The organism is Gorillibacterium terrae, from assembly GCF_051594785.1.
Lineage (GTDB): Bacteria > Bacillota > Bacilli > Paenibacillales > NBRC-103111 > Gorillibacterium.
Genome location: NZ_JBPPGI010000005.1, coordinates 305151 through 331837, shown reverse-complemented (window position 1 = coordinate 331837; position 26687 = coordinate 305151). Strand labels below are relative to the sequence as shown.

Below are 26687 nucleotides of genomic sequence, written 5' to 3'. Positions count from 1 at the left end.
GGGCGTTCCGAGGGCGCAGCCGCTAAAGCACCTCCTCCTGCTGACTTCCGGGTTCCCCCACGATTTACCCGCTTCCTCCCCGGCTGAATCATCAGCATTAGTCTGTCTTTTTACAGAACGTTTCAAACCAAGATAAGTTCCATTCCCGAGGAAATTTGGGAACTCCGCACTAGATGGGCAAAAACCCCGGCCAAACGGCGCGGGGCGGGTGTCGGTCGGGCTTCTATGGGGCGATAGTCGCAGATTGAAACCGGTTTAAGCTTCCTCGGCCGCCAGCATCCGCTCATGCTCGCGCAGGGCTTCGGCCCCGATCACGACCTCGCAGCGGTGAATCGGCATCCCTTGTTCGACGAATTTCTTCTCGTATTCCGTCATGACCAAATCTTCCCGAATGCCGTCGCCGTGCAGATTCAGGGAGATGTTGCGCATTCTCAGTCCCTGATCGGCGAAGGAGTTGAGCGAGTATTCGAACAGCAGCCGGGAATCGGTCTTCAGATGGACCTCTCCGCGTTCGTTCAAGAACCCCTTATATTGATGAAGAAAGCCGGGAGCCGTCAATCGGCGGCGGGCATGGCGGCTTTTCGGCCACGGGTCGCTGAAATTCAGATAGACGCGCTCCACTTCCCCTTCCGCAAAAACCTCCGAGATGTGGGAGATATCCAAGAGAGCGAGCGCCAGGTTCCATTCGCTCCGCTCTTCCCCGTGAAGGCTGCGGGCTTTCGCGGCGGCCCGGCGAAGCAGCTCGTCATAGCGGTCGATCCCGATGAAATTGATCTCCGGGTAGCGCTTGCTCATCTCGCTGATGAAGATCCCCTTGCCCATACCGAGCTCAATGTGAATCGGACGGTCGTTGCCGAAATGCTCGTGCCATCTGCCCTTCAGCTCCCGCGGGTCGAGCACGATCAAATCCTTCTGTTGCTCCAGCTCTTCGCGAATCCCTTTTCTTCCTCTTAATCGCATCGCAGTTCCTCCAACCAGCCTAGTTTCTACCAAAGGATAAGCCATCGTCCGGCAAAATGCAAAATGAAAAAAGCCCCTGCAGCGGGTGCAGAGGCTGTGTAGTGTGCGGCACGAATCGTTATTTCGATTCCAGAAGCGTCTTGTCGAGCGAGTCGAGGACTCGTTTCAGCGCGTCGGCGCGGACATGCGGATCTTCATGGAACCGATAGCCTCCGAGCGCCATCGCTTCCTTGACGGTCAGCTCCACGGTGACCTTCTTTTCCGGAATCGCGACTTGTACAGCCATGCGGGTTCACTCCTTTTACGTAAGATGGCGGCAGGAGAGACGGGCGGCGTGAAGACGAAAACCACGGCGGCAGAGCGTTGCCTACCCGATTGTTCTATTCCCTTAAGATCGGCTTCGATCGGAGTTGAGGCGGACAACGTCCTGGATAAAAGAGGAGGTTTTCCCCTTGGTTGTAATATAACATAACATGTTAGATTTTGCAAGCCAAAATGCCCGGTTTTCCTGGGTTTTTTCGAAAATAAAATCCGCCTTCCCCCCTGTCGTCGGGGTGAAAAGGCGGACTCGGAAAGCTTAAATCTTGTTGCCGGTCCGGTTGTCGTTCTGGCGCTCGTTGCGGCTGCGCATCCCGGCCAGACCAAACAGACCGAGGAGGCCGAGCCAGCCCCAATTGCCGTTGTTCGTCGTGGACCGGGCCCGGTAGGTATTGGTGCGAATACCGGTGCCGTACGGGTTGGTGCCGTTCGTGCTGGTGGTGTTGTAGTTGTTCCGGCTGTAGGTATTGGTGCCGCCCGATACTCCGTAACTGCCGGACATGTTGTAAGGCGTCGGACTGTTGTAAGCGCGGCCGTAGTTGCTGTACCCGTTGCTCGCTCCGTAGGGAGGAACCTGGGTGGTGTTGACGGTGCCGAAGCCGGTTCCCGTCATGCCCGCACCGTTACCCGAGTACGGCGAAGGCGTTGCGCCGATTCCGGCGGCGCCCATCGAGCTGTTGCCGCTTGCGGCCATGTCCTTGACGTGCTGTTTCACGGAATGCGTCGACGACCCTTCTCCGAAGGCGGCGCCGGCTCCCAATCCCGATACCAGCATAAGAACCATTAGAGCCAAACCGAACTTTTTCAATGGAAAACCCCTTTCCGTAATGTAATGGATGGTACGGAGTTATTATTCTCCGTGCGCTCGGGGTTTATCCGACGGTTCGGCGAGTCCCGGCCCGGTTTTCTCCTTGAAAACAGGTTCGCAATTTTCACGGATTTCCGCTAAAATGGGGAAAGCGATTTGCTTCAATGAAGGAAAACTCAGGAGGAGCCGATGCCCATGCCCACGCAACAACCGCTGACCTGGAGCGGCAAGCGGTTCCACACCTGGAATCACGAGATGCGCCAGACCTTCGGCGGCAAGATTTTTAAAGTCATGCTCGATGCGGGATTTACCTGTCCCAACCGGGATGGCCGTATTTCCATCGGCGGCTGCACCTTCTGCAGCGCTCGGGGATCGGGCGACTTCGCCGGCCGACGGCGCGACGATCTGGTCACCCAATTCAACCAGGTGCGCGACCGCCAGCACCAAAAGTGGCCGAATGCCGGTTACATCGGCTATTTCCAGGCTTATACCAACACCTACGCCCCGGTCGATGTCCTGCGCGAATACTTCGAGGCGATCCTCGAACAGCCGGGTGTCGTCGGGCTTTCCATCGCAACCCGGCCGGATTGTCTGCCGGATGACGTGGTCGATTACCTGGCAGAGCTCAACGAACGCACTTACCTGTGGATCGAAATGGGGCTGCAAACGGTGCATGAGTCGACCTCCACGCTGATCAACCGCGCCCACGACACCGCCTGCTTTGTCGAAGGGGTGCAAAAGCTGCGCCGCCATAACATTCGAACCTGCGCCCATATCATCTACGGCCTCCCCGGCGAGGACCGGGACATGATGCTGGCGACAGGCCGGGCGGTGGCCGGAATGGACGTGCAAGGCATCAAGATCCACCTGCTTCATTTAATGAGAAAGACACCGATGGTCAAGCAATACGAGGCCGGCCTCCTGCGTTTTCTCGAGAAGGACGAATACGTCGGGCTAATCGCGGACACGCTGGAAATCCTGCCACCGGAGATGGTGGTCCACCGGCTGACCGGAGACGCTCCCCGCGACCTCCTGATCGGGCCGATGTGGAGCCTCAAGAAATGGGAGGTCCTGAACGCCATCGACGATGAGCTGGAGCGCCGGAACACCTGGCAGGGGAAGGAATACGTTCCCGCCCGCCCGTCGGTTATCCGGTAAGGGGGACAGGTCAAATGGGATTTGTGTCGGTGCTGGCGTTTGCCCAAAGGCTGGCCGCAGAACGGCTGCAGCCGGGCGAACCCGCCGTGGACGCCACGGCCGGAACCGGGGTGGACACCCTGTTTCTGGCGCAGAAAAGCGGCCGGCGGGGAACCGTCTACGCCTTCGATATTCAGCAGGAGGCGCTTGACCGTACCCGCAGCCGCCTCGGCGGGCAAACCGGGCTGGCCGATGTGCGGCTGCTGCCTCTCTCCCACGACCGGATGGAGGAGGCCCTCGATCCCGGTCACCGCGGCCGGCTTGCGGCCGTCATGTTCAACCTCGGCTACCTGCCGGGCTCGGATCAGGCGCTCGTCACCGTCCCGGAGACGACGCTGCCGGCGCTGGACGCCGCCTGCCGGCTGCTGCGGCCGGGCGGCGTGCTGACCGCCGTGCTGTACCCCGGCCACGAGGGCGGCGGCCGGGAAGCCGCCTGCGTCGAAAGCTGGGCGCAAGCCCTGCCGGGCGACGCGTTCGAGGCGATCACTTACCGTTTTGTCAACCGCATGGCGGACGCTCCTTATTTGCTTGCCGTAACGAAACGGACTCGTCTTCATTAATCCCTACCTACAATTAAGCCATTCCGTTCCGTCAAATGACAACAACTTAGGAGGTCCGACCATGAGCAATTCGGTAAGCAATTCGTTCAAGTGTTTTATGGAGGAAGGCAAGGAATTTACGGCAAGCTGGAGTCAGATGCTGGAAGGGTTCGAGGGAGCGAGCGCTTTGGATGAAAAAACCAAAGCACTGGCTTATCTCTCGGTTCTGGCCGTTGCCAAGCTTGAAAGCGGCATACCCTTTCACACCAAGCTCGCCAAGCAGGCGGGCGCGACTCGCGAGGAAGTAAAGAGCGCGATCTTGATCGGCTTGCCGGCGGTGGGCCAGTGCGTGATTCAAAGCTTGCCTGTGGCTTTGGGGGCCTACGATGCGGATTAGGATTTGAAAGGGCCCACGATCGATAAAGAAGAGAGGCGGAGACAAGAGATGAAAGCATACCCACTCAAGTTTAAACCGGAAATGAAGGAACGGGTCTGGGGAGGACGCGCCCTGGAGCAATTCGGCTTCGAGCTGCCGGAAGGCAAGATCGGCGAAGCTTGGACCATCGGCGACCACGCCAACGGCACGACCAAGGTCGTCGGCGGCGAGCTGGACGGACTCGGTCTGAACGAAGTCCGCGAACGCTACGGCCGGGAATTCTTCGGTTCGAAGGGCTATTCGCCCGAAGCCCGCTTCCCGCTCCTGATCAAGCTGCTCGACTGCCAGGACGATCTCTCCGTTCAGGTTCACCCGAACGACCACTACGACAAGCTCCCGAAGGGCGAGCTGGGCAAGACCGAGATGTGGTATGTCCTGAGCGCCAAGCCGGGTGCGAAGATCATCTACGGCCTGAAGGACGGCGTCGGCCGCGAAGAGCTGGCCGCCGCGATCGCCGAAGGCAAGATCATGGACAGCCTGCAGGAAGTGCCGGTGGAAGCCGGAGATTCCTTCTACATTCCGGCCGGGACCGTTCACGCGCTCTGCGCCGGCGTCCTGGTCGCGGAGATTCAGCAGAATTCCGACACCACTTATCGCCTGTACGATTACAACCGTCCGGGTCTGGACGGCAAGCCGCGCGAGCTGCACATCGAGGATTCGCTCAATGTCATCGCCTACGAAGGCTCGGGCGCGACCCGGCAGAAAACGAACGGAGCCCAGCCGAACGAATGGCTGGAGCTGGCTCGCTCCCCCTACTTCGTGACGGAGAAGGGGGTCGTCCGCGGTCCCTGGCAGCTCGCGACCTCGCCGGACAGCTTCACCGTGCTCGTCGTCTGCGACGGCAGCGGCAAGCTCGGCTGGGAGGGCGGCGAAGCGGAGCTCGCTCCCGGCGACTGCTACCTGCTGCCCGCTTCCCTCGGCGCGTATACGCTGGACGGAAACGGAACGGTGCTGCGCAGCTATTTGCCGTAAACAGGCAGGAATGAACGAATAGCCCGGCGGAGGGACGTGTCTTACGACGTCCTGCTGCCGGGCGTTTTCCTTTTGGGTCAATCCTTTCGGGTGACGCTGGATTCCTCGCCGTCCGGCGTGAGCGTGACCATGCCCTTGTCGCTTGGGGCTGTGAAATAAACGGCTCCTTTTTGCTTGAACACGGAAATATTCGCAATCCTGCCGTTGTCGAGCCGAACGTCCGAGCAGCCCTTCTCCTCGAAACGGTCGACCAGCTGCTCAAAGGGAATCGGCAGGTTCATTTCCTCGTGCGAACCATCGAAGTAGATCAGAAGCAGGTGAACGCTGCCCTCATTTCAGGATTTCACCGATCAAGAAGCTCCTCAACTCCTCCAAGTCCGCCTGCGGGTACTCCGCCGGCTCCTCCCCCTCATACCAAACCTTAAGCGCATGATCGACGATATAACGCAGCCTCTCCGGCACATAGCGGGATGTCCATTGCCCGCCTTCATATTTGGACAAGATCCGCTGTTCCTTTTTATAGGATAAGACCCGCCCGAGGATCAAGATGTTGCTGACAAAATACCGGGGATTGTAGGCATGAAAATCATAGTTCTCCACCCCGGCGGAAATGGCCTGCCAAAAGTCCGATTCGGGCACCGGCGGAAAAACCTTGCCGATCGGTTCACCGTAGAGGCAAATGCCGCATTGATTCAGCAAGTGGATATAGCTGGTCAGGTCTTCGTCCTTGAACTCTTCGTCCACGATAAAGCTCGTTTGAAGCTCACCGTTCAGCAAGCTCCGATAGGCCGCGGTCCAATAGTCGCTGTAATGAAACTGACAGGCAACCGGGTGCTGCCACGGGCTCAGATCGCCGATGAAGATCGCCGACATCTCCAGAGGACAGGGCTTGCCGTCCAGGGCGATGATCGCTTCGGCAAGAATCAGGCGTTCCTCGCGCTCCATGCGCCGATTGGTCACGATCAAGACATCGAGGTCGCTCGTCTCTTCCAAAAAGCAGCCCAGAGCCAGCGACCCGTGAACATAAACGCCGATCAGGGCGTCGCCCAGTTGGCTTTTCCAAAGGTCGACCAGCTTCTGCAGTTGACCTCGAACTTCCGGGGAAATGGTGCGTTCATTCTTAAATTCCATCGATTCCGATCCTCTCTGTGGATAATTCTGTTATCTATTATAAGGGGGATCGGAGACCCGGGTTGGGAAAGTTTGACTCTACCCATGCGCTCCATAAAAAAGAAACGGGAAAAACCGCACCGGAAAACCGGCGCGGTCTGCTAAGCTATATAGACTGAACTTAACCTTTACGCCTGCGAAGTTGGAATGTCAAACCGAATCGCTGTTGATTTCCGATTTCCTGAATGAACTTTTTAGGGGGAAATCCGGGGTCAAAGGCGAACGCTCCGCTTCTTCACGACCTTCCACTTCTTCGGCTTTCTTTTGTTCAGTCTATATAACAGGTTTATGCTTTTCCCGCAGGAAAAGCGGGTCCGATTCATCTTATCCTTCGATTGTCCGGTGCGAACCGGCTTCCTCGGTCTTTACCCGCTTCCAGGCCTTATCCGGCCAGAAGGCGAAGCGGCCGAACAGCACCGTGAGCGCCGGTACGAGGAAGGGGCGGACCAGGAACGTATCCAGCAGGACGCCGAGCGCCGTGATGAGACCGAACTGCAGCAGCACCTGGATGGGCAGGTTGGTCAGGACGGCGAAGGTCCCGGCCAGAATGATGCCCGCCGAGGTGATGACCGAGCCGGTCTCGCGCACGCCCTCCCGGACAGCCTGGCGAAGCGGCACTCCCCTTCTTGCCTTCTGCCAGATGCTCGACACCATGAAGATGTTGTAATCCTCGCCGAGGGCAACCAGGAACACGAAAGTGTACAGCGGGATCGCGCCTTGGATGGCGTCCGCTCCGAAGCCGTAATGCAGGATGATCCAGCCGAGGCCGAGCGCCGAGAAGAACGACAACAGCACGGTCAGGATCAGATAAAGCGTAGCCGTGATCGACCGGAGGTAGACGAGCAGCAGCAGGGCGATCAGTCCGATGACCACCGGCATGACGACCCGCATGTCGCGATTCGTCACCTGTTCATTGTCATACTGCACGGCAGTCTGTCCGCCGATCCACACTTTACCGTCGGCATCGGTCACGCCGGCCTTCGCCAGCGCCTTCTCCGCCGCTGCCCGGATATCGGGAATGTGCCCCATCGCTTCCCGCGAATACGGGTTGGTCGACAGCTCCAGCTCGTAGGCTTGAATAGCCGGATGCTCCTTCCCCTCCTTCGGATCGGATACCTTCGCGGTATACGGAAGAGCCGCGAGGGCCTGCTTCACGTCCGCCGCTTTGCCTTCCGAATCGACCATGACCTGCACCGGGGCGAGCGAGCCGGGGTTGAACTTATCCCCCAGTGTCGCGAAGCCTTCCCGCGACGGCATATCGCCCGGGAACGACGAGAGCAGATCGTAGGTGACGCGGATGCCGGGCGCGAACGCGGCGAGGCTGCCGAGCAGAACCAGCGACAGCAGGGTGACGGCAACCGGCTTGCCGGTGACGAGCGAGCCGATCGTCCGCCCCATCCTGCCCGAGCGCCGTTCGCGGAACGGCTTGCCCTTGCGGGCCGCGCGTTCCCGGTTCATCTGCTCCGTACGCGGAATGACCGGGAAGAAGGAAGCTCTGCCGAGAATGGCGAGGAGCGCCGGTACCAGCGTCAGGCTGGCCAGCCCCATGATCAGAATGGACAAGCCGAACGGCACGGCGAAGCGGTGATACGCTCCGTACCGCGTGAGCAGGAGCGAGAACAGCGACAGCACGACCGTGAGGCCGCTCATCGCGATCGCGCCGGCCGAGCCCTTAACGGCCTGTAGGAGCGCCTTGCGCTTGTCGGCTTCCACCATCAAATAACTGCGGTAACGGGCCACGAGGAACAGGCAGTAATCGGTGCCCGCTCCGAACAGCAGCACCGTCATGATCGAAATCGCTTGAGAGTCGACGACAATGACGCCCTCATGCGCCAGCTTGCCGAGTATCGGGCTGACCAGCCCGTAGGCGAAGCCGACGGCAACGATGGGAATGAGCGCCAGCACCGGCGAGCGGTAAATCAAGAGCAGCAGCACCAGCACGAGCACGACCGTTGCGATCAGGAGTGAGACATCGGCGTCCTTGAACAGGCCGGTCGCATCGACGGAGATTCCGGCCGGGCCGGTCACGCGGGCGTTCAGCGCCTCGGGGGAACGGCTCGCGGCCGCGAACGGGTCATCGGGCAGCACGGTTTTGACGGTTGCCGTCAACTGCTCGAGTCCTTCTTTCAGTTGATCGCTCGCCAGGCCGTTCTGGAACAGGACGGGCATGACGAGGGTGCTGCCGTCCTTGGACAGGCTCGCCTGAAGGGCGGGCAGCGGCAGCTTGTGATAGGGCGCCACCGAGAGTTGTCCCGGCAGGGGCTTATCGGTAAGCGCGGAGGTGATCTGGCGGATGGCGCCGATGTCCGCTTCGGTCAGCCCCTTCTCCCGGTTCCAGACCACCAGGGCGGGGATGCCGTCCTCTCCCGGAAATTCCCGGGCGGCGAGCTGTTCGGCGACCGCCGAAGGCTCCGTCGCGGGCAAGTTCTTCGCCGCATCATTCTCTTCCTTCGATACCGACGGCCACAGCAGGGTCAGTACCCCGATCAGGGCGATCCAGACCAGCACCGTGATCCAGCGGGACAGCGGGCCGGACACCCAGGAGCCCAGCCGTCCAAGCGCAGAATGGCCGCCTTCGGCGGGTTTCGTGTGTTGCTTGTTCACGCGAATTCTCTCCTCTCCTCCGTTGACGGTGGGACGAGACAACGCCCAGGCGGTGTTTTTTCGGCCCATCGCACGTTATAATAGAACCTGACTTCTTTCCGGCTATTAGCCGGATGGCATAGCTTTTAACGGTTTCGACCATATTATATATACCAGTCAGTTAATTATCAAGTTCAATCTGTGATATATCTCACTGAAAAGGACGGTGTCAGCGGTTATGAATCCTCCCGGCAAGCGCCAGCCTGGGCGTCCCAAATCATCGGATCATTCGCCGAACCTGAAGGATCAGATCCTGCTCCACGCCTCCCGGCTGTTTACGGAGCACGGCTACGAGAAAATCTCGCTCGACAGCATCGCCGAAGCCTGCGGAATAACCAAAGCCTCGGTCTACTATTATTTTCCAAATAAAGCCGAGCTCTATACGATGAGCATCGTCGCCCTCATGGGAATCATCCGCAAGCAAACCCGGCGGATTCTCGAGCTGCCCGGCAGCCTGGAGAAACGTCTCACCCAGGTCGTTCGCGTCTATTTGAAAAACCGTCATCCCGACTTCGAGACGATGATGCGCGAGGTGAAGCCCCATGTCACCGCCGAGCAGACGGCGCTCATGCGCCAGTCGGAGAGCGGGCTGCACGAGCTGCTCGCCGAGACCTTCCGCAAAGCGATGGAGCAGGGAGAGATCGGAGAGGCCAATCCGCTCTTCCTCTCCCATGCCTTCACCGCGCTGCTCATGATCGGCGGGCGCGAGCCCGAGACAAGCCCCTTCGCCTCCCGCGAGGAAGCGGCCGAGGCGATCGTCGCGTTCTTCTGCAGCGGAGCGCGGGCGAAGGCCGCAGCCGACGACAGCGAAAGCGAGGCGTAGCCGCTCAACCGACCGGCCGTCCTCGCCGGGCCAACCGGCGCTTACTGCCCGAGCTTCCCGAGCGGAGCCGCGTAGCATTCCGCCCGCTCCCGCCCCGGCGGATAGACGGCGATGAGCAGCGTCTCCCGCGACGAATCGATCCGCTTCTCCCGCAGGTACAGCCCAAGGTCAAAGGGCAGCACCTCCGCCATGGCGTGCTTCTGCAGCTCTCTCAGCGGGAGCCCGCGTCCCTCCCCCTCTTCCGCTTGTTCCCCGTTCTTCCGTGCCAGAATCGGACCCTCGAAGCTCTCCGGAGACTCCGCCGCAAACCGCAGATACGCGCCGAGCCGCTCTTTGTCCAGCCGGTAGTCCCACCAGATCTTGCGCGGCTTGTACTTATGTCCCAGGAAATAATCGAGCTTCATGAGGCCTTCCGCTACCTCCGGCCGCTCCGTGCCGCGCGCGGTCAGAAACCGGCTCAACCTTCCGAACAAGTCCTCCAGTTGATGCCCCGTCGTGCCCCATCCCTGCTCCGCCGCATAATCCCCGAACTCTTGAAAAAAGTCGAACGGCGTCGGAAACACCTGCTCGATCAGATAGGCAACCGTGTGATCGAGCCGATGGTCGTTCCAGTATTTCTCCAGGCTTTCCTCCGTCCGCTTGATCCGCACGATATCCGAGAACGGCATTACGTCGTTGCCGAGAATCTCGTAGGGCGGGTGATCCATGTAGACATAGCCGTACCGGGCCGCATCCCGGCGCAGACCGGTGCCGCGCAGCATTTTCAGGAAGCCGAGCTGCAGCTCTTCCGGCCGCAGGGCGAACGCGTCGTTGAACGTCTTCTTGAACGAGGCATAGTCTTCGCCGGGCAGCCCGGCGATCAGGTCGAGATGCTGGTCGATCTTGCCCGAATCCTTCACCGCGTTCACCGTGCGGCATAGCTTGGCGAAGTTCTGCTTGCGCTGCACGAGCGCGTTCGTCTCGTCGTTGGTGGACTGCACGCCGATCTCAAACCGGAAGATGCCGGGCGGCGCATGCTCAGCCAGAAACGCCAGCACCTCCGGGCGCATGATATCGGCCGTGATCTCGAATTGGAATACGCAGCCGCCGTGATTTCGGATGAGAAAATCAAACATGTCCAGCGCGTAGTCCCGCTTGATGTTGAACGTACGGTCGACGAATTTGATCGTCCTCGCGCCATGCTCAACCAGATAGAGGATATCCGCCTTCGTCCGCTCGATATCGAAATAGCGGACCCCGGTCTCGATGCTCGACAGGCAAAACTGGCAGTTGAACGGGCAGCCGCGGCTCGTCTCGAAGTAGACGATGCGGTTGCCGAGCTCGGGTGCATCCTCGGGAAACCGGTACGGCGAAGGAATAACGGCGAGCTCCAGCTTGGCCGCCGGGGCGTTCAGGCGAATACGCTCCCCGTCCCGGTAGGCGATGCCGTCTACCCGGCCATACCGCTTCTCTCCGGCGATCTGCCGCAGCAGCGAGCGGAACGGCTCCTCCCCTTCTCCCATGACGATGAAATCGACGGCAGGCGAACGCTTCAGCCAATCGTCGGTGTCGTAGGACACCTCCGGCCCGCCCAGCACGATGAGGACGTCGGGCAGCACCTTTTTCAGCAGGGCAGCGATCTTCAGCGTCTCTTCGATGTTCCAGATGTAACAGGAAAAGCCCAACACGTTGGGCTTGCGTTCAAACAAGTCGGTGACGATGTTCATCGTCGGGTCCTTGATCGTATATTCCGCGATCTCCGCGGGAAACTCATCGCCGCAGTAGGCTTTCAGCAGCCGCAAGGCGAGATTGGTATGGATGTATTTGGCGTTCAGCGTAGCGAGCACAACGTTCATGCGAGCGATCCTCTCCTGATGGAAATTGCAAGCCTCTCTATTGTAGCAAAAGCTTGCCTCTCCACCAACCGCCGCCCGCGCGGCTACGGCTTCAACGGGAGGTAATAGCACATCTCCGCCTCGACGTCGAGTTCCACTTTATAGACCTCTATCGGGTTCAGGTAAAAGGTTTCGTCGCCATTCTTAATCTCAAAGCAGGTGCTGTTCCAGTCGACGATGTCGGCAATCTCCTCCTTATGCTCGGGCAGCCAAATCTGTTTCAGGTAATCCATGGCGATCACCATCGCCTCCCCCGGCCCGTCGGTTCCCCCCACCAACTCCTCGGTAGACGAAGCCCGAAAGGTGATGGAGGCAAATCGCCTCAAGCCGGTATCGATGCCGATCAGCCCTTCGGGAAGTCCCGCGAGCGAGCGGACCTGGCAGCCGAACACATAGTCATAGCCGTCGCCGAATCCCTTCGAGGTTCCGATTCCGACTTCCGTATAGGGAGCATACCGATCCATCAGAAGCGGTTTGTATTCGTGGTGAAACCGGTCGATATTGGCAAACTCCGGATACTGGCTGTAGGGAACACCCGCCATTTTGAAGCTTTCCGGGTATTCCGCATAATCCATCCGGTACTCAATCGTTTTATAGGTTCGGTAGGGGTTTGCCGCCTGCTGCTCAATCCTTCGAATCAGCTCCGGCTTTTCTCCGGGGCCGTAGCCTTCGGGATGCTCGCTCGTTTTTTTTGCCGTGTTCATTCGGGGTCCTCCTCATGGATTAGTTTCCGACCGTTCTTAGCCAGCATACCCTTCATGGGGACGCAGGTCTTTTCGTTTTCTGCCAATTTTAGATAAGTCCGTACGCGGATTTGCTCTCGCTCGGTGCCGGCCGCTATGTCGTAGAGGATGAAGGAAGGTCCTTCCGGCTCCAGTCCGTTCTCTTCCAGCCACCTGCGGAGCATGGACTCCTCGCCGCTGCTCTTGCCATAGCAAGCGCTTTCCAGAACGGCAAAGACGCCGCCCGAAATTGTTATCCACGACAAGCTGCCGTCATCCGGGATGTACCGATGCTCGTGGAGAACGACTCCGCTGGTGCAGACGTCTCCATCCTTAGACAGATAATATTCGGTTTGGGTCTTCAACAAATATGGGTATTGCCGGGACAGAAAATCCGCGAGCGTCTTCGCCGTTGCCTGCTCCGCATGGGCGCCGCGCTGCGTGGAGGCCAGAACCCGCTGCTCCTTGCGGGTGAGGATCCGAATGACGGGGTTGTCCGCTCGAAGCTTAATCGGAAGGTACAGGGCAAGCTTCCGGATGCCGCCCTGCTTCCTGAGGTATTCCTCAAAATAGGGGCCCTCGTCCTGTTCAAACCGGCTGTTCTTCATCCACCGGCCGTATAGATCATCCCAGGCATCGGTGATCGCCGCTTCCTCGTTCCTGACGATCGTTTTGGCGTAAAGCCGGGTCACGGGCGGGTGGATCGACGAAACCGCAAAGTCGGACCCTTGCAATCGCCCGAGGAGCCCGTCCGAAGCGTCCACCTGCAGCTCATACACGTACAGCTTCCCGACCTGCCGTTCATTCCGGCCGATCAGCCTGCCTGGGTAGTCGGGGAATTGGGCCAGGAAAGCCGCAACCGCCCGGTTCTCGATGCCGATCAGCCGACGATCCCGGTAGTGCACGGCTATCCGGGCGGGAAGCGCCTCCGTCTTCACTTCGATCTGCCTAAATCTCTCGCTGTCCCATTTCGGAAAATAATAATGGAGAGGACTTTCCCGATATTCCTTGGCCGTTATTCCTAACAGGCCTCTGACGGATTGGCAGAAGGCCGCTTGAGAGCCGTACCCGCAGGCATACGCCACCGCCGCCGCATTCATCTCGGAATGCCGAAGCAAGTTGAGCGCTTGGGACAGCCGCCTTCTGCTTATGTATTCGTGAACCGAATGTCCGGTCAAGCTATAGAAATCGCGATAGAATTGGCGGGGAGAAACATAGCATTCTCGGGCCATTTCCTCCACGGACCGAGGGGCGGAAAGGCTTTGTTCGATCAGAGAAAGTGCCTGTTTGAGATACCATTTCTTCTCCATCGCTTCACCCCCCACTTATTGTAATAATTGCCAGGTTGGTCTTCAAGCCCATAGTGAAAACCCCGACTGCGCACGGTTGCGAGTCGGGGTTTTCGAATCTGGGCTGCCGCGTGGAGGGCGATTGCCTTAAGCAGCCTCCAGGGCAGAGCCGCTTATTGCGGATCGATTTTCGTCTTGAACTTCTGGACGCCGTCGACGAATTCCAGCACGACGGCGGATTTCACCGGGTCGTGGGTTTCGTTCAGCGTAACCGTCCCGGTGGCCAGCTTGAGGTCCTTCGTTGCCGCCAAGGCGTCCTTCAGCTTGGCAGGGTCGGTCGAATCCGCGCGCTTGATGGCGTCGGCCAAGAGCTTGACGGAGTCGTAGCCGAGAGCGGCCAGGGCGTCCGGCGTCTGGTCCTTGTAATCCTTCTTGTAGGCCGAGACGAAATCCTGGATTTCCTTCGAGGTGTCGTCCGGCGCATAGTGGTTCGAGAAGAACGTATTGTTCAGCGCTTCCTTGCCGGCAATCTCCACCGTCTTGGGGGAATCCCAGCCGTCGCCGCCGAGCAGCGGCACCGTGATGCCCAGCTCGCGGGCCTGCTTGACGATCTTGCCGACCTCCTCGTAATAACCTGGAATATAGATGGCTTCCGGATTCTTGGACTTGAGCAGGGTAAGCACGGCCTTGAAGTCCGTATCCTTTTCCTGGAACGATTCTTCCGCTACGACCGTGCCGCCGCCTTTGACGATGGTTTCCTTGAAGAACTTTTGCAGGCCTTTGGAATAGTCGCTGGAGGAATTGACGTAGATGGCAACGTTCTTCACCTTCAGCGTGTTCAGAGCAAAGTTGGCCATGACCTGGCCCTGGAAGGGATCGATGAAGCAGGCGCGGAAAATGTAGTCGTTCACCTTGTTCGTGCGTTCGTCCACCGTGACCTTAACGGCGGTGGCGGTCGGGGCGATCATCGGAATCTTCTTCTCCATGGCGACCGGAACGGCCCCCATCGTGTTGCCCGTGGTGACCGGGCCGATCAAGGCTACGGCGCCGTCGGCGATCAGCTTCTGGGCGGCGCGGGTCGCTTCCTCCGCCTTGGAGGCGTTGTCCGCTTCCTCCACCTTCAGCTTGCGTCCGAGCACGCCGCCGGCTTCGTTGATCTGCTTGACGGCCAGCTTCACGCCGTTGAGCGCGGAATTTCCGAAGGAAGCGACACCACCGGTCATTTCAAAATTGGCCCCGATCAGAATGTCTCCGCTGTCGCTGGCCTTTTTGCTGCCGCAGCCCGCCGTTCCGAGAGCCAGAACGAGCGCCGCCGCCAAGATCGTCAGTTGCTTTGCTTTCATACGGTATCCTCCCTTATCCCCCTAGACTATTGTTAATGGCCCAAATAAGCCAGCTTAACCTCTTCCGCGGCGGACAGCTCCGTCCCCGTGCCGGACAGGACGATCTTGCCGGTCTCCAGCACATAGGCCCGGTGAGCGATCTTCAGCGCCTGGTTGGCATTCTGCTCGACGAGCAGCACCGTCGTGCCGGTCCGGTTAATCTCTTCGACCACCCGGAAGATCTCCTGCACCAGCATCGGCGCGAGTCCCATCGACGGCTCATCCAGCAGCAGCAGCTTGGGACGGCTCATCAGTGCCCGGCCGATGGCCAGCATTTGCTGCTCGCCGCCGGACAGGGTGCCCGCCTGCTGCCTGCGGCGCTCGGCGAGCCGGGGAAACCGCTCGTAGACGTGGATCATATCCTTCGGAATCTCGTGGTCCTTGCGCAGGTACGCGCCGAGCTCGAGGTTCTCTTCCACCGACATGTTGGCGAATATCCGCCTGCCTTCGGGACAATGCACGAGGCCAAGGCTCACGATCGACTGCGCGGAGCAGCCGGCGATCGGCTTGTCGAGGAACCGGATGTCCCCGGCCTTCGGCTTGAGCAGGCCGGAGATCGTCTTCAGCAGCGTCGACTTGCCCGCGCCGTTGGCTCCGATCAGGGAGACGATCTCGCCCGCGTTCACTTCGATGGTAATTCCCTTAAGGGCATGGATGGCCCCGTAAAACACGTCGATGTTGTCGACTTTGAGCATCCGCTTCAAGCCTCCTGTCCAAGATAAGCGTCGATGACGGCCTTGTTGCTGCGGATGCGCTCAGGCGTTCCCTCGGCGATCAGCTTGCCCTGGTCGAGCACGTAAATGCGGTCGCAGACGCCCATGACGAGCGACATGTCGTGCTCGATGAGCAGAATGGTGAGGTCGAATTCCTCGCGAATCCAGCGAATGAGGTTCATCAGCTCGCGGGTTTCCTGCGGATTCATGCCGGCCGCCGGTTCGTCGAGCAGCAGCAGCTTCGGCCGGGACGCGAGCGCGCGGGCGATCTCCAGCCGCCGCTGCGCGCCGTAGCTGAGGTTCTTCGATCTCTCGTGCTTGTGCTCCGAGAGGCCGAAGATGCGCAGCAGCTCGTCGGTCTTGGCCTCGATCTCCCGTTCCCCCTTGTAATAACCGGGAAGCCGGAAGAAGGAGGACCAGATGGAGTATTTGGCGTGCCGGGTGTAGGCGATCTTGATATTCTCCGCCACCGTCATCTCCCCGAACAGCCGGATGTTCTGAAAGGTCCGGGCTGCCCCCTTGTGGCAGATCTCATAGGGCTTCTTGCCGCCGATGGATTGGCCATCCAGCGTTATTTCCCCTTGGGAAGGCTCATAGACGCCCGTCAGCAGGTTGAACAGCGTCGTCTTGCCCGCGCCGTTCGGGCCGATCAGCCCGATCAGCTCTCCCGAGCGAAGTTGAATGGTTACATCGGTCAGGGCGCGGATTCCGCCGAACTGGCGGCTGGCCTCCTTGACGTTAAGCAGAACGGCTTGCGATGCCATGCGTATCCCCCTCCTTCTTCTTCAAAAACGACAAGGTGAATTCTTTCGTTCCCAAGAGACCGCCCGGACGGAAAATCATCATCAGCACGAGCGCGGCCGAGTAGATGATCATCCGCAGCTCGGGGTAAGGCTGGAGCAGGGTGAACAGCACGGTCAGGACGACGGCGCCGAGAATGGCTCCGCTCGTGCTGCCGAGGCCGCCGAGCACCACCATGACCAGGATTTCGAAGGATTTCATGAAACCGAAGCTCGACGGATTGATGACGTAGAAGAAATGGGCGGACAAGCCGCCGGCGATTCCCGCGAAGAAGGCCCCGATCATGAAGGCGACCACCTTGTAAGCGGTGGTGTTGATGCCCATGGCCTCCGCCGCGATCTCGTTCTCGCGGATGGCGATGCAGGCCCGGCCGTGCTTAGAGCGGATGAAGTTCTGAATGGCAATGACGGACAACACGGTGAAGAGGCAGAGCCAGACCCAGGTCGTCTTGTTGGGAATGCCGCTGAGTCCTGCGGCGCCGCCGACGTAATCGGTGTTCAGGAACAGAATGCGGATGATCTCCCCGAAGCCGAGGGTGGCGATGGCGAGGTAATCGCCCTTCAGCCGGAGCGTCGGAATGCCGATGATCGCGCCGCCGAGCGCCGCTACCGCACCGCCGACGAGGAGCGCGATCGGAAACGGAACATTATAATCGAGCGTCATGATCGCGGAGGCATAGGCGCCGACGGACATAAACCCGGCGTGGCCGAGCGAGAACTGCCCGGTGATGCCGTTGATCAGATTGAGCGAGACGCTGAGGATGATGTTGATGCCGATCAGGACGACCGTGGACTGGAAGACGTCGCCCATCGTGCCGGTGCTGAGCAGCACCTGAATGACAGCGAAGACCACGGCGGCGCCGATGAGGAACACCCCAAAGCTGCCGAGTTTTTGCAGGACGGCCAGGGAAACGCCTTTGAGCTTGTGCATGGATTCCATCGCTTACACCTTCTCCCTGACGTTTTTGCCGAAGAGACCGGACGGACGGAAGATGAGGATCAGGATGAGCACGAGGAAGGCGACGCCGTCCCGCCACATCGAGAAGCCGTTGGCCGACACCTCGGTTTCGATGGTGCCGAGCAGGAGTCCGCCGACGAGCGCGCCGGGGATGCTGCCGATTCCGCCGAGCACCGCTGCCACGAACGCCTTCAAGCCGGGCATGATGCCCATCAGCGGGTCGATCGAACTGTAGGTCATGCCGAAGATCACGCCGGCCGCGGCCGCCAGGGCCGAGCCGATGGCGAAGGTCGCCGAGATCGTCCGGTCGACGTTGATGCCCATCAGCCGGGCGGCTTCCATATCGAAGGACACGGCGCGCATCGCCTTGCCGGTCTTGGTCCGGTGAACCACATAGACGAGAACGAGCATGAGGACGACGGTGGCGAGCAGGATCATCACCTGGTTGGAATCGATTTGGACGTCGCGGAAGAGGCGGTAGGTTTTTTTGTCGATGATGCCGGGGTAGCCCTTGGCCTGGGGACCGACGATGTACATCATGACGTATTCGAGCAGGAAGGACATGCCGACGGCCGTTATCAGGACGGCAATTCGGGAGGCTCCCCGGAGAGGACGGTAAGCCAGCCGTTCAATGAGCACTCCGAGCAGGGCGCTGAAGACCATCGCAACGATCAGGGCGGCGAGGAACATCGGAAGGGGAGGCAATACCTTGGAGAGGATCTGCGTCGTGTAGAGGCCGACGAAGCCCCCGACCATAAAGACGTCTCCGTGCGCAAAGTTGATGAGCTTGATGATTCCGTAGACCATCGTGTAGCCGAGTGCGATCAGGGCATAGATGCTGCCGGTCGAAATCCCGTTGATCAATTGCTGAATGTGATAATCCATGGGCACCCTCTCGATTCTTTTTCTGGGTTTGGCGGTACCGCCACGATGCGTTAGCGCACCAGATTAAGCGGAATTTGATGTTATTTATAGTAACACCGGAATCCAATTATCACCAGATCGAACCTTGAACAAAACGTGAACGGCCCCATAAAAAAAACACTGACAGGCAATAAGTTTTTCCAATCATTCACAGGGGAAAAACCGTGGACAAATTCGATAAAAACCTTTATTTACAAGGAAAAACAAACAGGCGCCGACCCAAATGCGGTCAAGGCGCCAGAAAAAGTAACCTTTGGTGATGGAGGATTGTGCGAAGCCGAAAACCTCCATTATGATGTCACGTTTATGTTAACAGAATTAATTTATCGCTTTAATGCTTCATCGATTTAATCGGTTAATTCATCTTCTTAATACAGATTCAGCCAGTTCTTCCACCTGCTTATCGGTGGGCTCCCCCTCACCGTAGCGGACCGAGCTGTAGGCTTCCGTCAGGCGTTCCGACGGAATTCCCAGGCCCACGCCCGCGGCAAGCTCCCGGCCCACCTCCAGCGGCGTCGCGGAGGGACTCGGCCGCTTGCCCCGTTCCTCCGCCCGCTTCAGGAGCTGGCGGTAGAGGTAGCGCACGCGCTCCCGGTTGCCGGCCAGCGCCTCCCAGCTTTCCTTGCGGCGGAATCGGCGGCCGAGCCATTCCTTCATCCGACCGGCCAGAAGCCGAGGCGTGTCCGACAGCTCCAGGAGCGACTCCCGCTCGTCCCGGTAGGCCGCCGCTTCCTCCCGCTCTCCGCCGCCGAACAGGCGCGCGAGCAGAGCCTTCAGCCTGCCGAGCAGGCGGGGCAGCCGCTTCGCGCCCTGGTACAGCAGGAACAGCAGCGCGACGGCGAGCGCGATCCAGACCGCGTACTCGACGATCTTCTCCGCCACCAGCAGCCAGCGGCGGGGCTCGGTCGCTTCCGGCAGCGCCGGCATGGCTTGCGGATCGCCGGGAGCGATGGGCGCTGGCTCCTGCCGCTCGGCCGGCAGGAGCCAGCGATACAGACGCAAGAGCCCCGCCGCCGCCGCCCGAAAGCCCGCGCCGAGGAACCGGCCGATCGGCACCATGAAGCCGGCCAGCAGTACCAGGCCGAACAGCAGCAGCGCCCACAGCCGATTCTTCCACAGCACCCCGGGGGCGGGCCGGCCGTCCTTCTGCCGCCCGGCGCTCTGCAGGTTCATCCGGCTGACGCGGAAGAAGAACAGCCCGAGCGCCGCCGCCCCCGCGCCGCTCAAGAAGCCGCGGTAAGGCTCCAGGGACGGCTGCAACCGCAGAAACAGCGGCAGCAGGAAGTAGCCGAGCAGCCCGACGGCGGCAACGGTGGGTTGAAAATACGCTTCCCGCGCCGAGTAGGCGAGCCGCCGTCCGCGCAGCGCGCAGAGAAAGCCGGCGGCGGCGAGCGGGATGGCCGCCGCTCCCGCGAGCAGCAGCCAAGCCAGCGTCGCAGCGGCGATCAGGCCGGCGGCAAGCTGAGCGAGCGTCCGCCAGATGCCGGGGCGTCCCGCGAACAGCCAGCCGAGCGCGGCGCATGCCAGCGCCTCGCTGAGCGCCTGTGCCGGTCCCAAGCCCTGCAGGAAGCCGAACCGGTCGCTCAGGCCGAGCGTCAAGAGGAAGAATAACGGCAGGAAGAAGAAGGCTTCGGTGGCCAGCTGATAGGCCGCGAACGGCGCAAGCCTCCGCTTCTCGGCAGCGGCTTCCGGGGCCTTTGCCTCCGCCGCCTGCGCTTCCGGCGCTGCATCAATCGGGTCAGACGGCATTCCGTTCACGGGAGACCCCTCCTCTCTCGGCCTGCGGCGTCGGCTCGAGCCGGATGCGGCCGACCGAATTGCCGCCCGCCTCGATGTGCCGAATCCAGCGTTCCATCGGCTCCGAGACGAAGGCCGACAGCAGTACGTAATCGGTATGCGTCGGCCCTCGCAGCGCTTCCCGTTCCAGGAACACATCCATCGGCTCGCACCGTTCCACGACCAGCTTCGCCATCGTCTCCAGCAAGAGCGCCAGATGGCCGCTTCCGGCCTCGGATTCCACCCGAACCGCCACCTGCTCTTTTCCGGTCTCCCAGCCGTTCGATCCAAAACCGACCGGAATCCCGCGGCCGATGGCTTCTCCGGCGAGCGCGGCCGCGATGGACAGCGCTCGTTCAATCATGTCCGGGTCGGTCACCGCCCCCCACATGTGCTCGTCCACCTCCATATTGACCAGGAGAACCAAGCGGGGGTCCGCCGTGAAATCGCGCTGCTGCACCTGCAGCCTGCCGCTGCGCGCGGTCGCCTTCCAATTGACCCGGCTGAGCGCATCCCCGTACCGGTATTCGCGCACCCCGCTGACCAGAAACGGGTCGTCGACGATCCAGCGCCGGACGGTGACTTCTCCCAGGAAGCTGTTCGATTCGATCGTCACCTCGTCCAGGTCCGCAGGCCGCGGATAGACGACTAGCTCCGCCGGGGCGGACAACTGCATGACGGCGGCCGGGATGCCCAGCAGATCGCCCGCCGCCATGGTGGCGCTCTTCAGCGGGTAGAACCCTCTCTTCTCGCAGACGACCCTGTGCGTGCGGATGATCCGGGTGTACGGCATCAGGCTGAACAGGCTCTTGTGGTTCTGATAGAGCTGCCCGCTCGACATGTCGAGGTTCGCCTGCTTTCCGAAGCGGAGCCCCGCGGGCATCATCGATTCAATCCGCAGCCAGGGCAGCGGCAGCAGCTTGCGGTTGGCGAGCGTCTCCGAGAGCTCGACCTCGTCTCCCGCATAAGCGTCCCTGCGGCTGAACTGCCGGGAGTACTCCACCTTCTTCAACCCCCGGTTGCGGAACAGCGAGCTTTGCAGCAGCGTGACGGCGGCTGCCGCCAGAAGAAGCCAGGTGATCGCCATCGCCGGCTCCTAGCGGTCCGCGGGTTCGGCCGGCACGGCCGTATCCGCGAGAATCCGCTCGAGAATCTGCTCCGGCCCGCCGGACGCGCCGCGCATCCGGTTTCGGGGCACCAGCCGGTGCGCGAGCACCGGAACGGCGAGCCGCTTGATGTCGTCCGGCAGGACGTAATCCCGGCCGCGAATCGCGGCGAGCGCCTGCACGGAGCGCAGAAGCGCCTGAGTCCCGCGCGGACTGGCGCCGAGCGCCAGCTCGGGATGCGTGCGGGTCTTCTCGGCGATCTCGACCACGTAGCGCAGCAGGTCATCGTTCACCCGCACGCGCGAATAAGCCTCGCACGCCGCAAGAAGCTGCTCCCGCCCGGCAACGGAGGCGACTTCCGCGAGGGGATTGCGCTCCTTGAACCGGCGCAGCAGTTCGACTCCCTCCTCCGTGCTCGGATAGCCCATGGACAGCTTCAGCAGGAAGCGGTCGAGCTGCGCTTCCGGAAGCGGGAAGGTTCCCTGGTTCTCCACCGGGTTCTGGGTGGCAATGACCAGGAACGGCTCCGGCAGCGGGCGGGTCTCGCCGTCCACGCTGACCTGACGCTCCTCCATCGCCTCGAGCAGACTCGACTGGGTGCGGGGCGTCGCCCGGTTGATCTCGTCGGCCAGAACGATATGGGCAAACAGCGGCCCGGCGCGGAATTCGAACTCTCCCGTCTTCTGGCTGTAGAAATTGATGCCGCTTACATCCGACGGCAGCAAATCGGGCGTAAACTGGATGCGTTTGAAGCTGCAATCGAGCGAGCGGGCCAAGGTTTTGGCCAGCAGCGTTTTGCCGGTTCCGGGCACGTCCTCCAGGAGCACGTGACCTCCCGCAATCAGCGCGACCAGCAGAAGCTCGACCGTATCCTCCTTGCCGACGATGACCCGGGCCACATTCTCGCGGATGCGTTCGGCGAGTCCGCGAATTTCCGTAAGTTCCAAGCTGCAACCTCTCCGTTTCGATAGACTATCCGCCCCGCGTCGGCGGAGCAGACGAAAACCGCCCTCTTCGGGCACTGGGGAAAAGACTTGCTTTCCTCATTGTACCAAAGGGCGGTTTCATTGTGGGAACCGATTTCGTCCGGCTTAGCGGACGCTCGGCTTGATGTACATCCGGTTGAAATACTCTTCGAGCATCCGCTTGGTGGCGAACGCTTCGCGCGTGGTGGCGATGCTCTCGTGCATCATGGCGACCCACTTGGCGCGGTTCTCGTAGAAGGTCGGCACGACCTTCTGCAGCAGCGTTTCATAGAGCGCTTCGCTGTCGTGCTTGTCGAGCAGCTCGAAATCGGTCGTTTCGAAGCCGTCGCCGATCTGCCAGCCGTTCTCTCCGTCCTGGCAGGCTTCCGGCCACCAGCCGTCGAGGATCGAGCAGTTCAGCACGCCGTTCATCGAGGCCTTCATGCCCGAGGTTCCGCTCGCTTCCAGCGGACGTCGCGGGTTGTTCAGCCAGACATCCGAGCCGCGGGTGAGCATGGCGCCGATCGTCATGTCATAGTTTTCCAGGAAGACGACGGCCTTCGGATACTTCTTCATCATGGCGACGAGGTTCGCGACGATTCGCTTGCCGGTATCGTCGAGCGGATGGGCCTTGCCGGAGAAGACGATCTGAATCCGGCCGTCCCTCAGGTACGGCTCGATGATCTCCGGCTGCGAGAAGATCAGGTCGCTGCGCTTGTAGACGGCAGCCCGGCGGGAAAAGCCGATAATCAGGTTCTCCGGGTTCAGCCGGATGCCCGAGCGCTCCTCGACGAAATCGACCAGCTCGCCCTTCAGCTCGGTATGAACCGCCCACAGGTCGCCGCCTTCCTCGAAGGCCTTCGTCATTCGCTCGTCCACCCAGGTCGGGGTATGGATCGCATTGGTGATGCCGATGATCTCCGAGCGGCCGGCGACTTCCTTCCACATCTTGTTGGCCGTCTCGGCATGAAGCTGAGCCACGCCGTTGGAGATGCGCGAGAGCCGGAGTCCGGCCACGGTCATGTTGAACGGGTCGCCGCCGATCCGCACCATCTGGTCGCGGGTCAGGCCGTTGAAGGCGCCCATGTAGTCCAGCCGGTCGAGCGGGTGCTCCTCGTTGCCCTCCTTGATCGGGGTGTGCGTGGTGAACACCACTTCCTCGCGGGTCGCCTTCCAGGCTTCTTCGAAGCTGAAGCCGTCGAACATCTTCTCGCGGATCAGCTCGGTGGCGGCGAGGGCGGCGTGGCCTTCGTTGAAATGATAGACGTCGATCGGAATCCCGAGCGCCCGCATGGCCTTAACGCCGCCGATGCCGAGCACGATCTCCTGGGCGATGCGCTCTTCGCCGAACCAGCCGTAGAGCTGGCCGGTGATCCAGGCATCTCCGTTCTCCGGGATATCGGTATCGAGCAGGTAGAGCGGGTTGTTGCCGAACTGCTCCGTCTTCCAGACCTTGCAGACGACCGGAATGCCGCGCACCTTCACCGTAACCTTGACGCCCGTGTCTTCCAGAAAATCATAGAGGTAATTGTGATACGTATCGTACGGCCTGCCGTCCTTGTCGATCCGCTGGTCCGTGTAGCCCTGCTTCCATTTGATGCCGATGGCGACGATCGGAGCTCCGATGTCCTTCGCGCCCTTGATGTAATCGCCCGCCAAGATGCCGAGTCCGCCCGCGTACAGCTTAAAGTCGGAGTGCAGCCCATATTCCATGCTGAAATAGGCGACGGTCGGCCATTGCTTTGCGTTCATTCTTCGTGCCTCCTTTGAGTTTAAAAAACGAGTGCAAACGTTTGTTCAAAATGATGTCCGATTCATCGAAATGAAAGCGATTCCCCTTCCTATAGTAGCACACTATTCTAAAAATCGTCCAGAGAATCAAGAACTGGAATGCACGATTGTTTTCTACTCCGTCAATATTTGCACATAATTATTGCGCAAAACCGAATTCAATTTGCACAATCCATCGCGGTGTGCCCCGCTGTCGCCGAAAATAGCCCGGTCAGCCGAAAATTCACTTATTGCTCACATCCGCATCCGACCCTTTACCAAATTAAGGAGATACTACGTCTAAGATCCCCCATTCCTTCCCCTTGGAGGTTGTCCATGCTGAATTTGACCCGCCTGCTTACCGGTCTGTCTTCGGAGGGAGATTCCCTCCGCTATGCCCCCCGCGCCGCCCGCTGCATGCACGGCGCCGTCGAGGGCCTCGGTCCGGTCGTCGTCTGGAACGCGACCCGCGCCTGCAACCTGCGCTGCCTGCACTGCTATTCCAACGCCGGCTCCGCCGCGGCCCCGGACGAACTGAGCCATTCGGAGGCGCTTGCGCTGATCGACGATCTGGCCGGCCTCCGGGTACCCGTGCTGCTGTTCTCGGGCGGGGAGCCGCTGCTGCGGCCCGATCTGACGGAGCTGATCGCCTATGCCGCCGATCGCGGCATCCGTCCGGCGGTATCTACCAACGGGACGCGGATCACCGCCGACGCGGCCCGCCGCTTGAAGCAGGCGGGAACCGGCTATGTCGGCGTCAGCCTGGACGGCATCGGCGAGGGAAACGACCGCTTCCGCGGCGTCGAAGGCGCCTATCAACAGGCGCTTGAAGGCATCCGTCACTGCCTCGCCGCCGGACAGAAGGCGGGGCTGCGATTCACGATCAGCCGTCATACCGTGGGCGACCTGGACCGCATTCTGCAATTGATCGAGGAAGAGGGCATTCCCCGCGCCTGCTTCTACCATCTCGTCTATGCCGGCCGGGGCCGAGGCCTGCGCTCGGAGGACGTCACGCACGGGGAAGCGAGAGTAGCCGTGCGCAGGCTGATCGGGGCCGCTCTCGATTTCCACCGCCGGGGCGTCCGGACCGAGCTGCTCACGGTGGACAACCACGCCGACAGCGTATTCCTCTACCGGTATATGCAAGAACACCTGCCGGAGCGGGCGGACGCCGCGCTCGCGATGCTGCTTAACAACGGCGGCAACCGGTCGGGCAGCGCCTTCGCCTGCGTGGACTGGCACGGACGGGTCTATCCCGATCCCTTCACGCGCAGTCGTCCGCTCGGCAGTATCCGCGAGCGCCCGTTCAGCGCGATTTGGAATGATCCGCAGGACTCTTTTCTCGCGGCGCTGCGAGACCGGCAGCCCCTCCTCAAGGGCCGCTGCTCCGCCTGCGGCTGGCTGGCTATCTGCAACGGCAATTTCCGCGCCCGCGCCGCCGCATCGGGCGATGTGTGGGGCGAGGACCCGGCCTGCTACCTCACGGACGAGGAGCTGCGGACGGAGGGGCGGCCGTTAACGGGAGGATGCCGCCCATGCTGATTTCCTGGAATGTGACCAAAGCCTGCAACCTGTACTGCAAGCACTGCTATCGCAATTCCGGCCCCGGCGCCGTCACCGACGGCGAGTTGACCACCGAGGAGGGAAAGCGGCTCCTCGAGGGCATCGGGAGAGCCGGCTTCCGGCTCGTCATCTTAAGCGGCGGCGAACCGCTCCTGCGCCCGGATCTCTCCGAGCTGATCGCCTATGCCCGCTCCCTCGGCCTGCGCACGGCGATCGGCACGAACGGAACGCTGCTCGACCGCGAGACGGCCGTGCGGCTCCGGGCAGCCGGGTTGTCGGGGGCTGCGGTCAGCCTCGACAGCGGCGAGCCCGCCTTCCACAACGAGTTCCGCAATCGGCCGGACGCGTGGGAACGGGCGATCGAAGGCATCCGGCACAGCCAGGCGGCCGGGCTTTCCGTCCAGATCAACATGACCTTGACGGAGGAGAACGCCGGTCATTTCGCCGCCGTCGCCGACCTTGCCGAAGAGCTCGGCGTAAAGGCGCTCCATCCGTTCTTCCTCGTGCCGACGGGACGCGGCCGCCGCTTGGAAGAGGATATGTTGAGGCAGGCCCGTTATTATGAGGTACTGCGCGCTGTGCTCGACCGCAGCCGGACCGGGACACTTGAGATCAAGCCGACCTGCGCCCCCCAGTTCCTGCCGATGGCGCGGGACATGGAGCTGCCTCTTCGCTATACCCGCGGCTGCCTGGCCGGCACGGCCTACTGCTGCGTGCTTCCCGACGGCGACGTGCATGTCTGCCCCTACCTTCCCGTCAAGGCGGGCAGCGTGCGCGAAGCTCCGTTTGACGCCATCTGGCAGACGAGCGCCGTCTTCGGCCGGCTTCGCGATTATTCCCGTTACGGCGGCGCCTGCGGCAAATGCCCGGACGTCGGGCTGTGCGGCGGCTGCCGGGCCCGCGCCTACGTCTATCACGAAGGAAATTACATGGCCGAAGAGCCCTGGTGCTACAAAAACCAGCCGACAGGAGTTTAGTA

General features: G+C 61.0%; 25 protein-coding genes. 7 read left to right on the top strand and 18 right to left on the bottom strand.

The genetic code is table 11. The features are described 5' to 3' along the window. Positions 1-255: 255 nt before the first annotated feature. From trmB to ACSEXS_RS18420, 3 genes are all read right to left on the bottom strand, one after another. Positions 256-960, bottom strand: a complete 705-nt coding sequence (gene trmB, locus ACSEXS_RS18430; protein ID WP_438434704.1) for a tRNA (guanosine(46)-N7)-methyltransferase TrmB — start codon at positions 958-960, stop codon at positions 256-258. A gap of 118 nt (positions 961-1078) precedes the next feature. Further along, on the bottom strand, positions 1079-1246 hold the full coding sequence (locus tag ACSEXS_RS18425) for a hypothetical protein (RefSeq protein ID WP_438434703.1): 168 nt from the start codon (positions 1244-1246) through the stop codon (positions 1079-1081). 291 nt (positions 1247-1537) lie between these two features. Continuing rightward, positions 1538-2086 (bottom strand): WGxxGxxG family protein, encoded by a 549-nt coding sequence (locus ACSEXS_RS18420; protein WP_438434702.1) that lies wholly within the window; start codon positions 2084-2086, stop codon positions 1538-1540. Positions 2087-2275: 189 nt separating this feature from the next. Between ACSEXS_RS18420 and mnmL the strand changes: the two genes are divergently transcribed. The 4 genes from mnmL (at position 2276) to ACSEXS_RS18400 (ending at position 5230) form a co-directional block, all read left to right on the top strand. After that, positions 2276-3244, top strand: coding sequence for a tRNA modification radical SAM protein MnmL/YtqA (gene mnmL, locus ACSEXS_RS18415; RefSeq protein ID WP_438434701.1), 969 nt, complete (start codon positions 2276-2278; stop codon positions 3242-3244). 14 nt (positions 3245-3258) lie between these two features. Further along, positions 3259-3843, top strand: a complete 585-nt coding sequence (mnmM, locus tag ACSEXS_RS18410; protein ID WP_438434700.1) for a tRNA 5-(aminomethyl)-2-thiouridylate-methyltransferase MnmM — start codon at positions 3259-3261, stop codon at positions 3841-3843. Between the two features lie 61 nt (positions 3844-3904). Beyond that, positions 3905-4219, top strand: coding sequence for a carboxymuconolactone decarboxylase family protein (locus tag ACSEXS_RS18405; RefSeq protein WP_438434699.1), 315 nt, complete (start codon positions 3905-3907; stop codon positions 4217-4219). Positions 4220-4267: 48 nt separating this feature from the next. Continuing rightward, complete coding sequence (locus ACSEXS_RS18400; RefSeq protein WP_438434698.1) at positions 4268-5230, top strand: type I phosphomannose isomerase catalytic subunit; 963 nt, start codon at positions 4268-4270, stop codon at positions 5228-5230. A gap of 77 nt (positions 5231-5307) precedes the next feature. On the opposite strand, the gene ACSEXS_RS18395 is transcribed toward ACSEXS_RS18400, so the two are convergent. From ACSEXS_RS18395 to ACSEXS_RS18385, 3 genes are all read right to left on the bottom strand, one after another. Continuing rightward, positions 5308-5511, bottom strand: a complete 204-nt coding sequence (locus tag ACSEXS_RS18395; RefSeq protein ID WP_438434697.1) for a hypothetical protein — start codon at positions 5509-5511, stop codon at positions 5308-5310. Positions 5512-5560: 49 nt separating this feature from the next. Continuing rightward, positions 5561-6361 (bottom strand): aminoglycoside adenylyltransferase domain-containing protein, encoded by an 801-nt coding sequence (locus ACSEXS_RS18390; protein ID WP_438434696.1) that lies wholly within the window; start codon positions 6359-6361, stop codon positions 5561-5563. Positions 6362-6724: 363 nt separating this feature from the next. Further along, on the bottom strand, positions 6725-9004 hold the full coding sequence (locus ACSEXS_RS18385; RefSeq protein WP_438434695.1) for an MMPL family transporter: 2280 nt from the start codon (positions 9002-9004) through the stop codon (positions 6725-6727). 217 nt (positions 9005-9221) lie between these two features. Between ACSEXS_RS18385 and ACSEXS_RS18380 the strand changes: the two genes are divergently transcribed. After that, positions 9222-9866 carry a TetR/AcrR family transcriptional regulator gene (locus ACSEXS_RS18380; RefSeq protein WP_438434694.1) on the top strand — a complete coding sequence of 215 codons (645 nt, stop codon included), beginning with the start codon at positions 9222-9224 and terminating at the stop codon, positions 9864-9866. A 41-nt stretch (positions 9867-9907) separates the two neighbouring features. Here ACSEXS_RS18380 and ACSEXS_RS18375 read toward each other — a convergent pair whose 3' ends face one another. The 12 genes from ACSEXS_RS18375 to glgP form a co-directional block, all read right to left on the bottom strand. Further along, positions 9908-11701: a B12-binding domain-containing radical SAM protein gene (locus ACSEXS_RS18375; RefSeq protein ID WP_438434693.1), complete on the bottom strand. Its 1794-nt coding sequence runs from the start codon at positions 11699-11701 to the stop codon at positions 9908-9910. 83 nt (positions 11702-11784) lie between these two features. Next, on the bottom strand, positions 11785-12444 hold the full coding sequence (locus ACSEXS_RS18370) for a hypothetical protein (RefSeq protein WP_438434692.1): 660 nt from the start codon (positions 12442-12444) through the stop codon (positions 11785-11787). Then, on the bottom strand, positions 12441-13772 hold the full coding sequence (locus ACSEXS_RS18365; RefSeq protein WP_438434691.1) for a helix-turn-helix domain-containing protein: 1332 nt from the start codon (positions 13770-13772) through the stop codon (positions 12441-12443). Before ACSEXS_RS18365 ends, ACSEXS_RS18370 begins: the two co-directional genes overlap by 4 nt. A 152-nt stretch (positions 13773-13924) precedes the next feature. Then, a complete protein-coding gene (locus ACSEXS_RS18360; RefSeq protein WP_438434690.1) occupies positions 13925-15094 on the bottom strand; it encodes an ABC transporter substrate-binding protein in 1170 nt (389 codons plus the stop codon). Positions 15095-15126: 32 nt separating this feature from the next. Next, the gene (locus ACSEXS_RS18355; RefSeq protein WP_438434689.1) at positions 15127-15828 is read right to left on the bottom strand and encodes an ABC transporter ATP-binding protein; all 702 of its coding nucleotides are present in this window, start codon (positions 15826-15828) and stop codon (positions 15127-15129) included. Between the two features lie 5 nt (positions 15829-15833). After that, a complete protein-coding gene (locus tag ACSEXS_RS18350; RefSeq protein WP_438434688.1) occupies positions 15834-16610 on the bottom strand; it encodes an ABC transporter ATP-binding protein in 777 nt (258 codons plus the stop codon). After that, entirely contained in the window at positions 16585-17586 is a 1002-nt protein-coding gene (locus ACSEXS_RS18345) for a branched-chain amino acid ABC transporter permease (RefSeq protein ID WP_438434687.1), read from the bottom strand. Before ACSEXS_RS18345 ends, ACSEXS_RS18350 begins: the two co-directional genes overlap by 26 nt. Before the next feature lie 3 nt (positions 17587-17589). After that, positions 17590-18489, bottom strand: a complete 900-nt coding sequence (locus ACSEXS_RS18340; protein WP_438434686.1) for a branched-chain amino acid ABC transporter permease — start codon at positions 18487-18489, stop codon at positions 17590-17592. 399 nt (positions 18490-18888) lie between these two features. Next, positions 18889-20277 carry a DUF4129 domain-containing protein gene (locus ACSEXS_RS18335; protein ID WP_438434755.1) on the bottom strand — a complete coding sequence of 463 codons (1389 nt, stop codon included), beginning with the start codon at positions 20275-20277 and terminating at the stop codon, positions 18889-18891. After that, positions 20267-21391 (bottom strand): DUF58 domain-containing protein, encoded by a 1125-nt coding sequence (locus ACSEXS_RS18330; RefSeq protein WP_438434685.1) that lies wholly within the window; start codon positions 21389-21391, stop codon positions 20267-20269. The genes ACSEXS_RS18335 and ACSEXS_RS18330 overlap by 11 nt, the downstream gene beginning before the upstream one ends. A 9-nt stretch (positions 21392-21400) precedes the next feature. Then, positions 21401-22357 (bottom strand): AAA family ATPase, encoded by a 957-nt coding sequence (locus ACSEXS_RS18325; RefSeq protein ID WP_438434684.1) that lies wholly within the window; start codon positions 22355-22357, stop codon positions 21401-21403. 144 nt (positions 22358-22501) lie between these two features. Continuing rightward, the gene (gene glgP, locus ACSEXS_RS18320) at positions 22502-24127 is read right to left on the bottom strand and encodes an alpha-glucan family phosphorylase (RefSeq protein WP_438434683.1); all 1626 of its coding nucleotides are present in this window, start codon (positions 24125-24127) and stop codon (positions 22502-22504) included. A gap of 354 nt (positions 24128-24481) precedes the next feature. Between glgP and ACSEXS_RS18315 the strand changes: the two genes are divergently transcribed. Together ACSEXS_RS18315 and ACSEXS_RS18310 are read left to right on the top strand one after the other, a co-directional pair. Beyond that, positions 24482-25687, top strand: a complete 1206-nt coding sequence (locus tag ACSEXS_RS18315) for a radical SAM protein (RefSeq protein WP_438434682.1) — start codon at positions 24482-24484, stop codon at positions 25685-25687. Beyond that, positions 25681-26685: a radical SAM protein gene (locus tag ACSEXS_RS18310; RefSeq protein WP_438434681.1), complete on the top strand. Its 1005-nt coding sequence runs from the start codon at positions 25681-25683 to the stop codon at positions 26683-26685. Before ACSEXS_RS18315 ends, ACSEXS_RS18310 begins: the two co-directional genes overlap by 7 nt. The last annotated feature ends 2 nt before the right edge of the window (positions 26686-26687 follow it).